The sequence below is a fragment of the Georgenia sp. G2120 genome (genome assembly GCF_055326485.1).
In genome coordinates this window covers 66,294-78,500 of record NZ_JBUZNL010000004.1, presented here as the reverse complement: position 1 = coordinate 78,500, position 12,207 = coordinate 66,294, and the positions used below count along the sequence as shown (strand labels likewise).

Here is a 12,207-nt window from a genome sequence, read left to right as displayed (position 1 = left end):
CGGGCGTCCCGCTGCCGTTTGTCCGGTTTCACCCGCGGCGACGCCCGAGGTCGGCACGGGGCGGGCGGTCGCCGCCGCACACGCACGCCCGACGGCGACACCCCGTGCTCAGCCCTGCGGCGAGCCCTCGGACTCGGGCTGCTCGCGCCACCAGGCCAGGAGCGCGGCCTCGGCGTCCTCGGTCGCCATCGGCCCCTGATCCATCCGCAGCGCGAGGAGGTGCTGGTAGGCGCGGCCCACGAGCGGGCCCGGCGTGATCCCGAGGATCTCCATGATCCGCGAGCCGTCGAGGTCGGGCCGGATCGCGGCGAGCTCCTCCTCCTCGGCGAGCACCTCGATCCGCCGCTCGAGGTCGTCGTAGGCCGCCGAGAGGCGGGCGGCCTTGCGGCGGTTGCGCGTCGTGGAGTCGGCGCGGGTGAGGCGGTGGAGGCGCTGGAGGAGCGGGCCGGCGTCGGTGACGTACCGGCGCACGGCCGAGTCCGTCCACGCCCCGTCGCCGTAGCCGTGGAACCGCAGGTGGAGCTCGACGAGCCGGGAGACGTCCTTCGTCGTCTGCTTGTCGAAGGTCAGCGCGCGCATCCGCTTCGACGTCAGCTTGGCGCCGACGAGCTCGTGGTGGTGGAAGCTGACGCCCCCGCCGGGCTCGAAGCGGCGGGTGGCGGGTTTTCCGACGTCGTGCATGACCGCCGCGAGGCGCAGGACGAGGTCCGGACCCGGGACGGGGCCCTCCGGCCCGGTCTCGAGCGCGATCGCCTGGTCGAGGACGGTGAGGGTGTGCTCGTAGACGTCCTTGTGGCGGCCGTGCTCGTCGACGGTCTCGCGCAGGAGGGCGAGCTCGGGCAGGACGACCTCGGCCACGCCGGTGTCGACGAGCAGGCGGAGCCCGGACCGCGGGTGGCCGCCGACCAGGAGGCGCTCGAGCTCGGCGCGCACCCGCTCCGCGGAGACGATCTCGAGGCGGGCGGCCATCGCCGTCATCGCCGCGCGCACGTCGTCGGCCACCTCGAAGCCCAGCTGCGAGACGAACCGGGCGGCACGCATGATCCGCAGCGGGTCGTCGTCGAAGGACTGCTCGGCCGTGACGGGCGTGCGCAGGAGGCCGCGGGCGAGGTCGCCCAGGCCGTCGTGCGGGTCGACGAGCGCGAGGTCGGGCAGCCGCACCGCCATGGCGTTGACGGTGAAGTCGCGGCGGGACAGGTCCCCCTCGAGGGTGTCCCCGAACGCGACGACGGGCTTGCGCGACCCCACCTCGTACTCGTCCGTGCGGTAGGTGGTGACCTCGACCTCGAGGCCGTCCCGCGCGCCGCCGATCGTGCCGAACTCGCGCCCCATGTCCCACGTGCGGGCGCCCCAGGCGCGCAGGAGGGACTCGGTGACCTCGGGGGTCGCGGACGTGGTGAGGTCGATGTCCTTCGGCGGCACCTCGAGGAACGCGTCCCGGACCGGGCCGCCGACGAGCGCGATCTCCTCGCCCGCGTCGACGAACCGCGCGGCGAGGTCGAGCACGGGTCGCGGCAGGTCGGCGAGCACCTTCATGGCGCGCACCTGGAGGGCGAGGTCGTCAGGGAGGTCGTCCGGCACCGACCAAGGGTGCCACGGCCGCCACCTCGGGCCGCAGCGGTCCTGGTCACCCGGGCCGCCCTCCCGCCGACCGGGGCACCGCCTCCCGACCGTTCCCGCCCCTGCCGACCGGCCCGCCCTCCTTCTGACCGGCGCGGGAGTCTCTTACAGTGGACGGTATGCCTGCCGCTCCGATACCCCAGCCTCGGGCCCCCCGCCCGTTGCGGGTGCGGACCCCGGGCTCCCGCTCCTCCCGCCTGCCCGTGGTCGACGAGACCTCGGCCGGGGGGATCATCGTCAAGGTCGCCGACGGCGTCGCGTACGTCGCCGTCATCGCCCGTCGCAACCGGGGCGGCCGCCTCGAGTGGTGCCTGCCCAAGGGGCACCTCGAGGGCGTCGAGACCGCCGAGCAGGCCGCGGTCCGGGAGATCGCCGAGGAGACCGGCATCGACGGCCGGGTCCTGCGGCACCTGGGGACGATCGACTACTGGTTCGCCGGCACCGACCGCCGCGTCCACAAGGTGGTGCACCACTACCTCCTCGAGGCCACCGGCGGCACGCTGACCATCGAGAACGACCCGGACCAGGAGGCGGAGCAGGTGGCGTGGGTGCGGCTGGACAAGGTCTCGGCCCGCCTGGCCTACCCCAACGAGCGGCGCGTGGTCGCCACGGCGCGGGACGTGCTGGCCGGCCGGGCATGACCCTGGACGCCCCGCGGGGCCGGGCCGCGGGGGCAGCCCTCGTCGCGGCGCTCGCGGCGACCCTCCTGTGCTCCCTCGCGCTCACGGCACCCGTCGCGGCGGACGCCGCCCGGTCGGCAGGTGCCCCCGGGTCCGCCGACTCCGGACGGCACGCGGGCGCCGCGGCGGACGATCCACGGAACGCCAGGACCGCCCGGACCGCTCCCGGCGACCCGGCGGACCCCGCCCCGCCGCTCGGTCTCGACGACGTCTCGCCCGCCGCGCTCGACCCCGGCGAGGACCTCACCGTCACCGTCACGCTCACCCCCACCTCCGACGTCGACGACGGCGTGCTCACGCTCGCCCTCGACCGGTCGATCCCCATCTCCCGGTCCGTGCTCGCGGCCTGGCAGTCGGGCGAGGACCCGTCGGGCCACCCGGCTGTCGAGACCGTCGAGCTCGACGAGCCGCTGGCCGCCGGCGAGAGCCGCACGGTCGAGCTCGAGGTCCCCGCCGACGACCTCGGCCTGGTCGAGGGCGTCCACGAGTGGGGTCCCCGCGGGCTCGAGGTGGTCCTCACGGACGCCGGCGAGGTCGTCGAGGTCCTGCGCACCGCCGTCGTCTGGGGTGCTCCGGCCGGGTCGCTCGAGCCGCTGCCCGTGGGGCTCCTCGTCCCGGCGACGTCGGGAACCGTCGGCGGCGACTCCCTCGTGCCCGGGCTCGGTCCCGATCCCGCGGCGAGCGACACTGCTCCGGCGACGCCCCCGCCGGACGACGACGAGTCGGCGTCGGCGGAGTCGCCCTCGGGCGAGGCGCCGTCGTCGAACGAGGTGCCACCCGCGGAGTCGCCGAGCGACGCCGCCGGCACCGGGACCACGACCGACACCGACGCACCCCCCGCCGGACGGGGCGTGCTCGCCCTCGCGGACGCGATCGCGGGCACCGGGGCCACCCTGGCGCTGGACCCCGTGCTCCTCGACGGCACGGGCACCGCCGCCGGCACCGCGCTGCCAGAGCTCGCCGAGGACGACCGCCTGCTCGCGCTGCCCGCCGGCGACGCGGACCTCGCCGCGCTCGCGCACCTCGACCGGCCCGACCTCGCCCAGCGACTGACGAGCGACGGGGTCGACCGCATCGGGGTCCTCACCGGCCACGTGGTGCCCTCCCTCGCGTGGCCCGCGACCGAGGAGGTCGACACGGAGACCGTCGAGCTCGCCCACGACGCCTCGGCGGGCGTCACCGTGCTGCCCGGCCCCGTCCTCACGCCCGCGTCGGACCTCACGTACACCGTGTCCGGCCGGGCGGACGTCGAGCTCGGCGGCGCCCGCGCCCTCCCCGCGCCGGCGCTCGTCACCGAGGAGCGGGCGAGCGCTCTGCTCGAGGGCACCGTGCTGCCCTGGTCCACCGGCGACGAGACCTCCCTGTCCGACGTCCAGGCCCGCCAGCTCCTCCTCGCCGACCTCGCCGTCGTGTTCCGCGAGCGGCCCAGCGACCCGCGCCCGCTCCTCCTGGCCTACGACCGCACCACCGCTCCCGAGGCGGCGGCGGTCGGGGACGTCGCGCACGCGCTCGCGGACGCGCCGTGGGTCGAGCTCACCTCCCTCGCCGAGCTCCGGCTGGCCCCCGCCGCGTCGACCGACCCGCTCTCGCTCCCCGACCGGGTGGTCGGGGCGGGCGAGCTGGGAAGCGCCGAGCTCGAGCGCGCGGAGGCGACCGAGCGTCTGGCCGCCGCGGTCGCCACGATGACGGACCCGCCCCACCCCGTGACCGCGAGCGCCGCGCTCGCCGTGCGCACCGCCGTCTCGGCCGGGTGGCGCGACGACCCGACGAGCCGGGAGACGCTGGTCGGCGGCTGGTTCGACACGCTGACCACGGCCACCCACGCCGTCCGCGCGACCCCCACCTCCCCCATCAACCTCATCGCGTCGACCGCCGACCTGCCGGTGCGGGTGGTCAACGACGGCGAGACCGACGCGCGGGTGACCGTCGTCGTCGACCCCGACGACCCGCGGCTCGAGGCGCCCGAGGGCGTCGAGATCGTCGTCCCCGCCGGCGGTCAGGAGACCGCCCTCGTGCCGGTCTCCGCGATCGGGTCCGGCGACCTGCCGGTCCAGGTCAGGCTCGTCACCCCCGACGGGGACCAGATCGGCGACGCCGCGACGATCGTCGTGCGGGTCCGCGCGGGCTGGGAGGGCACCGGCGTGCGGATCGCGGGGCTCGTGCTCGCGCTGCTCGTCGTCGTCGGGCTCGTGCGGCGCATCCGCCGAGGTGTCCGTGTCCCGACCGGGGACGCCACCCCCGTCATCGCCGGGGACCCCGGCGCGCCGACGGTGCACGTCACCGGGGAACAGCCGGCCGTCACGGACGATGTCCCCCGCGTCGGGACCGACGCGGACGGGAGCACGGGCGAGAACGCGGACGTGCCCGACGACGAGGACCACGGGAGCGGGAGGACCGGGCGATGAACGGGAGGCGAGGACTCGCGGGGTCGTCGGTGACGATGTTCGCCGGCACGCTCGTCTCCCGCGTGCTCGGGCTCGTCAAGGGCCCGGTGCTGCTCGTCGCGGTCCTCGGGGCGAACACGGGTGCGTCCAACGCATTCGACGTGGCCAACCGCCTGCCGAACCTCATCTACCTCCTCGTGGCCGGTGGCGTGCTCAACGCGGTCCTCGTGCCCCAGATCGTCCGGGCGATGACCAAGGACGAGGACGGCGGCGACGACTACGTCTCCCGGCTGCTCACCGCGATCACGCTGGGGCTCGCCGGGCTCACCGTGGTGCTCACGCTCGCGGCGCCGCTGCTCGTGCGGCTGTTCGCGTTCGGCATGGAGGACCCCTGGTACTCGCTCTCGGTGACGTTCGCGTACTGGTGCATCCCCCAGCTGTTCTTCTACGGGATGTACACGCTGCTGGGGCAGGTGCTCAACGCGCGCGGGATCTTCGGCCCGTACACGTGGGCGCCGGTCCTCAACAACGTCGTCGCGATCATCGGGCTCGTGGTGTTCCTCGGCCTGCACGGGTCGGTCGCCGACCTCACCGCCGAGGGTGCCCAGGCATGGACGCAGGACCGGACGATCCTGCTCGCGGGCGTGGCGACCGCCGGCGTGGCCGCCCAGGCACTCGTGCTCCTGTGGCCGCTGCGGAGCGCGGGCGTCAGGCTGCGGCCGCGGTTCGGGTTCCGCGGCCGCGGGCTCGGCTCCGCCACCTCGACGGCCATGTGGGTGTTCGCCGCCCTCCTCGTCGGGCAGCTCGCCACGCTCGCGATCTCCAACGTGGCGGCCGCGGCGTCGGCGGCGGGCGACTACGCGATCGACGTGGCCGGCAACGCCGCCTACACGAACTCCTACTTCCTCTACTCGCTTCCCACCTCGCTGGTCGTCGTCTCCCTCATCACCGCGCTGTTCACCCGGATGTCGACGTCTGCGGCGCACCAGGACCTGGGCGCCGTGCGCGCCGACCTCTCGCTCGGCCTGCGGGTGGTCGGCCTGTTCACCGTGTTCTGCTCGGGCGGCCTCATGGTGCTCGCGCTGCCGCTCGTCCGGGTCATCACGCCCGCGGCCGCTTTCGCCGAGGTCGAGTCGATCGCGATGGTGCTCGTGGCCATGCTGCTCGGCCTCGTGGGCGTGGGCGCGTTCACCGTGATCCAGCGCGTGTACTACGCGTTCGAGGACGCGCGCCGGCTGTTCTTCCTCCAGCTGCCGCTCACCGCCGTCGTGGTCGTGGGCGCGTTCGCCTCCCTGCTGCTGCCCCCGCGCTGGGTGCTCGTCGGCGCCTGCGTGGCGATGGCCGTCTCCAACGTGTTCGGCGCCGCGCTGTCGTTCCTCGGCCTGCGGCCCCGGCTCGGCCACACCGACGGAGGCCGCGTGGTCCGCGCCCACGTGCGGATCACGATCGCCGCGGCCGGGCCGGTGCTGCTCGGCTGGGGCCTGCTCACCCTCCTCGGCACCGACGAGGCCGACCTCGACCTGCCCGGCGCGTTCCTGCGGGTCGTGCTCGTCGGCGTCCTCATGGTGCTCGGCTACTTCGTGGCGCTGCGCACCCTGCACGTCGACGAGCTCGAGGTCGTCGCGCGGCCGCTGGGGAACATGGTGGCGGGGATCGCCCGCCGCCTGCCCGGGCCCCTGCGCACGGGCGTCATGTGGGTCGCGGCGGTGCTCAACCCCGGGCTGCGGGGCGGCCGTGCGGGCGGACCTGCGGGCGGGACCGGTGCTGGTGAGCCCGGCGCGGGTGTGTCCGGCCCGGGAGCGCCTGGTGCCGGCGGTCCTGGCGCGGGCGCGGCCGAGGCCGACGTCCTCGACCACCGGATGCGCGGTGCCGGGACCGGCTCAGGGTCGACGTGGGGCCCGGACCCCCGCTCCGACGACGAGCGGCCGCTGTGGGCACGGTCCGCCGCCGACGCCTCCCGCCAGGCCGACGACGCGGTCGACGCCTCCCGCGACCTGCCCTGGGCCCCGCACATCGAGTCCGCGTGGGAGCCGGTCTGGAACCCGGGGCGGCGTCGTCGCCCCGAGGCTGCCGATCAGGGCCCCGAGACCCCGGGAGCCGGCGCGCCCGACGTCGGCGGACCAGGGACCGGCACACCCGGCGCGGTCGCACCGGGAACGGGGTACGGGTCCGCCGCACCTCGAGATGCCGTACCGGGCGCCGGCGCACCGGTGGGCGGATCGTCGTCGTCGGGCACCTCGTCGCCGACCGACCGGCCGCGCACCCGCCCGGACGAGATGTCCTCCCGACCTACTCCGTCCGCGCCCGCGGCGACGAGCGCCGCCACCGGCGCGTCCCCGACGATGCCCCGACGCGAGCGCGCGGACCGGCGTGAGCGGCCGGGGCGCCACGTACCTCCCTCGCCGACCGAGGCCGAGCTGGACCCGCTCACGCACCTCGACGCGCTCGACGGCGCGCCGGACGAGACCGTCGTCCGCCCGGTCCGTCCCGCGGGTGAGCACTCGCAGGGACGAACGCCCCACGACCCGCGCCGCGCACGCCGCGCGCGTCCCACCGACGGCGACGGCAGCGGGCGTGGGCACGGCGGAGCCGGGTCGGGCGGCCACGCGGGAGGACCCGGGAGCCCGACGCCGCCACCCCCACCACCCGCCGATCCCGAGCCGGAGCGGGGGCCTGACGAGCCGCCGTCGAGGCGCTCCGACCCACCGAGCCGGTGAGGCGACCGGAAGGCTGGACCTCCGGCAACTAGACTCGCGCAGGACCACGCACCGGCGCACCGCCCGCCACGATCGAGGGGGAGACCTGGACACGAACCAGGGCACCGCACCCGGCCCGCTGCTCGCGGGGCGGTACGCGCTCGGTCACGCCCTCGAGCCCGCCTCGCCCGGCGCCACCCGGTACGCGGCGCAGGACACCGTGCTCGACCGGCCCGTCGAGGTCCTGCTCCTCGACCCGGCGCAGCCGGCCACCGAGGAGGTGCTCGACGCCGCGCGCCGCGCCTCGCTGGTCGAGGACGAGCGCCTGCGACGGATCTACGAGGTGGCCACGAGCGAGGGGCGGGCGTTCGTCGTCGGCGAGCCCGCCCGGGGTACCACGCTCGCGGACTACGCGAGCCACGGACCGGTGCCGCCCGAGCAGGCGCGCGCCATCGTGGGCGAGGCCGCCGCCGCCCTCGACTCCGCGCGTCGCCACGGCGTCCGGCACCTCGCCCTCGACGCGCGGTCGGTCCGCGTGACCGACGACGGCGAGGTGATGGTCACCGGAACCGGTGTCGCGAACGCGCTCGGCGAGAACCTCGTCCTCACCCCGGCCCGCGCCTCCCGGAAGGATGCCGGGGACCTCGTCGGGCTCCTCTACCTCGCGCTCACCGGACGTCCCGTCGGCACCGACGACGGCTCGGCCCCGCCCCCGCCGGCCACGCTCGTCGACCGGGTCCCGCCCGACCTCGACGACCTGTGCGTGCGCACCTTCGACGAGGGCGCTGGTCCGTCGAGCGCCGGCGACCTCTTCCACACCCTCGCCCCGTGGGGCGACATCGACCCGCCACCGCGGTCCGTGCGCCGCTCGTCCGCGACTTCGTCCGCCGGCGCGGGCGCTGCTCCCCCGCCGCCTCCGCCCGCCGGGGGGACGACGCCGGAGCGCAGCTCGCGCGCGTCCGCCGCGGGCGCTGGTGCGGGCGCTGCAGGTATGGGTGCTGCCGGCGCTGCGGGTGCTGCCGCGACCGGTGCCGCGGGCGGAACGTCCGGCTCGGCCTCCGGCCCTGGGGCGACACCCGCGCCCCCTCCGCCTCCGCCCGCGGACGCCTCCACCGAGGAGATCTCCGCCGTCGACGACGACCGGCCCGAGGCCCCTGCCTCCGCCCCCGCGGAGCAGCGCCCGTCCTCGACGCTCGGCGGCCGCCTGCGCCGCCGCCCGGGACCGCCGTCGATCCCGCCGAGCGACGGGTCCGCGGGTTCCGCGCCTGCGGGCGCCGCTGCGGGCTCCGGTTCCACCGCGGGCTCTGCTGCCTCCGCCGGTGCCGCCGGTCTCGGTGCGGCGGCGGCCGGAACGCTCGCCGCCGGTGCGGCCGCTGCTCAGAACCGGTCCGGCACCACCGACTCCCACGACCGCGCCCAGGGCGGGCGCTCGGGCGGTCCGACCGAGGGATCTGCCTCGGGGGCCGGTGCGCCGCGCGACCCGCACAGCGCACCGGCCGGTCCGCAGGACCCGTCGAACCGTTCGCAGGACCCGACGTCCCGGCCCACGGACGGGACGTCGCGTGGACGCCGCGGCCCCACCCCGTACGGCACGCCGCCCGGTGGCACGTCGGGCACCGCCGCAGGTGCGACCGGGGCCCCCGACGGCTCCGCGCCGCACGGCCGACCCGGGCAGGACGGCGCGCCCGACCCGCTCGAGGGCATCGTCCCCACCACCACCGCGGCACGGTTCGACGCGCTCACCCGGCGGGTCGTCGGCGGCGCACGTCCGCCGGTCCGGCATGCACGGGTCGCCACGGCCCACCTGCCACTGCCCGATCCCGACGCACCGGGGAGCGCCCCCGAGCAGGGCGACGGGCGCCGTGCCGGCCGCGACCGACGTGCGGGGGCGGCTGGTGCAGCCGGCGCAGGCGCCGGCGCTGCCGGAGCGGGTGCGGGTCCCGCGTCCGCGCACGGCGCGGCCGGTGCGCCCCCTCCCCCACCCGGGGAGCACCCGGGCGCGACGACCGGCACCGTCCAGCGTGCGGGCGCCACCCACGGGGACGAGCACGCGCCCGGCACCGGCCGCGGGTCCGGCCACCCCGCGGCTGCGGGAACCGCAGCCGGCCCGGGCGCTGCCGGCGCCGGACCGTCCATCGGGGCCAAGGCCTCCGCCGCCGCGGCAGCGGCTGCGGCCGGGATCGGCGGTGCCTCCGCCTCGTTCGGCCGCTCGGTGGGCCGCGCGCGCAGCTCGATCCAGGAGCGGCTCTCGAACCCCGGCCGCCTCGAGGACGACGAGGCGGGCGAGCAGCCGCTGGACGTCCCCTACGGCACGTCCGGCTCCGACGAGCTCCCTGCCGTCGACGAGCGGACCCGCGAGGTCCCCGTCTCCGCCGCGGGCCGCTCCGGACGATCCGCGCGGGGCGGGGCGGCCGCGTACCGGCCCGACGACGGTGCCGACGCGCGCGACGACGGTTCGCTCATGGACGACCGGGTGGCTGGTCGCGAGGTCGGCCGCGGGACCATCGACCCGATGCCGTGGGTCGTCGTGCTCTTCCTCGTCGTCGTCGTGCTCGGCGCCTGGTGGGCGACCCGGACCCTGATGACGCCCACCTCCGCGGTCGAGCTCCCGAGCGAGACCCCGCCCGTCGTCACACCCGACCCGGTCGAGGAGAGCCCGTCGGAGGCGCCGACCGCCGGGGCCGACTCCGACCTGCCGGCCCCGGTCCTCTCGCGCACCGAGCTCGTCGACCCGGAGGGCGGCGGCACGGACAACGCGGACACGGCACCCCTGGCGGCGGACGGTGACATCGACACCTACTGGCGGTCGCTGTCCTACCAGTCCCCCACCTACGGGGTGAAGTCCGGCACCGGGCTGCTCGTCTGGCTCGAGGACATCAGCGCGGTCAGCGGCCTGACGATCGACACCTTCGCCGACGGCGAGGGCGGTCACGTCGAGATCCGCGTCTCCGACCCCGCCACCCCCGGGGAGGGCGCGCTGCTGGCCGAGGGACCGCTCGAGGCCGGGGAGACGACGTTCACGTGGGACACGCCCGCGCAGACCGCCCACCTCATCGTCTGGATCACCGAGCTCCCGACCGCCGGGACCGACGGGGCCAACCGGGCGGAGATCGCCGAGATCACCGTCCAGTAGCGGGGCGAGCACCACCGGCGGCCGCGCGCGGGAACATCGCGAGCGGCTCCGCTGTTGCCCCGCGCAGGAGCACACGACACATCCGAGGAGAGTCATGACCGAGACCAGCGCCGCCGACAAGATCCACGACGTCGTGGTGGTGGGCTCCGGCCCCGCCGGCTGGACGGCCGCGATCTACGCCGCCCGCGCGGACCTCGCCCCCCTCGTCATCGCCGGCCAGATCGACGCCGGTGGCGCGCTCATGACGACCACCGAGGTGGAGAACTTCCCCGGCTTCCCCGAGGGCGTGATGGGGCCCGACCTCATGACGAAGATGCAGGAGCAGGCCGAGCGGTTCGGCGCCGAGGTCCTGTACGAGGACGTCGTCGAGACCGACCTGACGGGCGACGTCAAGGTCCTCACGACCGACGACGGCACCTACCGTGCGCGGTCCGTCATCCTCGCGCTCGGCAGCGCCTACAAGCACATCGGCCTCGAGAAGGAGGAGACGTTCTCCGGTCGGGGCGTCTCCTACTGCGCCACGTGCGACGGGTTCTTCTTCAAGGAGCAGCACATCGCCGTCGTCGGGGGCGGCGACTCCGCGGCCACCGAGGCACTCTTCCTCACGAAGTTCGCCGACAAGGTGACGATGATCCACCGCCGCGACGAGCTGCGCGCCTCGAAGGTGATGGCAGACCGCGTGCTCGCCCACCCGAAGATCCAGATGGCCTGGAACTCCGAGGTCGCCGAGATCAACGGTGACCAGCGGCTCGAGTCGCTCACGCTGCGCGACACGACGAGCGGCGAGGAGCGTGACCTCCCCGTCACCGGCATGTTCGTCGCCATCGGGCACCTCCCCCGCACGGGCGTCGTCGCCGGCCAGGTCGGGCTCGACACCGACGGCTACATCGTCGTCGACCACCCGACGACGGCGACCAACCTGCCGGGCGTCTTCGCGTGCGGCGACGCGGTCGACCACACCTACCGCCAGGCGATCACCGCCGCCGGTACCGGCTGCTCGGCTGCCCTCGACGCCGAGCGCTACCTCGGCGACCTCGCCCACGGGACCGTGTCCCCGGGCGCTCCCGAGGTCGAGTCCGCCACCGTCGAGGACGCGGAGCCGGCCGCCCGCGCCGTCGGCTCGGCCACGCCCGTCGCCGGCTGAGCGCGTGCACGTCACCCCGGTCGACGCCGAGGGCCTGGAGAGTGCCCTCGCGTCGGACGGCCTCGTCGTCGTCGACTTCTGGGCCGAGTGGTGCGGCCCGTGCCGGCTGATGACCCCGGTCCTCGAGGAGGTCGCCGGCGCGCGACCGGGCGTCCGCGTCGTCTCCGTCGACACCGCCGAGCACCCCGAGATCGCCGAACGCTGGGGCGTGCGCACGATCCCGACCTACCACCTGCGCCGGGCCGGCGAGGGCGTGGGCGTCCTCGTCGGCGCGCAGACCAAGCCGGCGCTGCTGTCCACGATCGACGACGCCCTCACCCCCTGACCCCGACCTCGTCGAGATTGCGGTTCGTCGTCGTCGAGATTGCGGTTCGTGCAAGCGGGGTTGCTATTCGTCGTCGGCGAGATCGACCCCCGTGTGGTCGAGAGTACGGCTGAGGGCTGCCCTTCGTCGTCGGCTCCCGTCCCGCTGCTCCGTCGCCCCCCGCCGACCGACCCGTCGAGCACCCGCACGTGAGCCGTCCCGGGCCGCCGGGGCAGGCGGTGGCAC

Annotated in this window: 7 protein-coding genes; 6 read left to right on the top strand and 1 reads right to left on the bottom strand. The window is 76.1% G+C overall.

Going from position 1 to position 12,207, the window contains the following annotated elements:
• Positions 1-108: 108 nt before the first annotated feature.
• On the bottom strand, positions 109-1,536 hold the full coding sequence (locus ACZLMO_RS05970; protein WP_463653322.1) for a CCA tRNA nucleotidyltransferase: 1,428 nt from the start codon (positions 1,534-1,536) through the stop codon (positions 109-111).
• Between the two features lie 218 nt (positions 1,537-1,754).
• Between ACZLMO_RS05970 and ACZLMO_RS05965 the strand changes: the two genes are divergently transcribed.
• From ACZLMO_RS05965 to ACZLMO_RS05940, 6 genes are all read left to right on the top strand, one after another.
• Positions 1,755-2,261 (top strand): NUDIX hydrolase, encoded by a 507-nt coding sequence (locus tag ACZLMO_RS05965; RefSeq protein ID WP_463653321.1) that lies wholly within the window; start codon positions 1,755-1,757, stop codon positions 2,259-2,261.
• Complete coding sequence (locus tag ACZLMO_RS05960) at positions 2,258-4,705, top strand: DUF6049 family protein (RefSeq protein ID WP_463653152.1); 2,448 nt, start codon at positions 2,258-2,260, stop codon at positions 4,703-4,705. Before ACZLMO_RS05965 ends, ACZLMO_RS05960 begins: the two co-directional genes overlap by 4 nt.
• Positions 4,702-7,401 (top strand): murein biosynthesis integral membrane protein MurJ, encoded by a 2,700-nt coding sequence (murJ, locus tag ACZLMO_RS05955; protein ID WP_425714004.1) that lies wholly within the window; start codon positions 4,702-4,704, stop codon positions 7,399-7,401. The genes ACZLMO_RS05960 and murJ overlap by 4 nt, the downstream gene beginning before the upstream one ends.
• Positions 7,402-7,600: 199 nt before the next feature.
• Complete coding sequence (locus ACZLMO_RS05950; RefSeq protein WP_425714005.1) at positions 7,601-10,513, top strand: hypothetical protein; 2,913 nt, start codon at positions 7,601-7,603, stop codon at positions 10,511-10,513.
• A 94-nt stretch (positions 10,514-10,607) separates the two neighbouring features.
• The gene (gene trxB, locus ACZLMO_RS05945; protein WP_425714006.1) at positions 10,608-11,657 is read left to right on the top strand and encodes a thioredoxin-disulfide reductase; all 1,050 of its coding nucleotides are present in this window, start codon (positions 10,608-10,610) and stop codon (positions 11,655-11,657) included.
• A 4-nt stretch (positions 11,658-11,661) separates the two neighbouring features.
• A complete protein-coding gene (locus ACZLMO_RS05940) occupies positions 11,662-11,982 on the top strand; it encodes a thioredoxin family protein (protein ID WP_463653151.1) in 321 nt (106 codons plus the stop codon).
• The last annotated feature ends 225 nt before the right edge of the window (positions 11,983-12,207 follow it).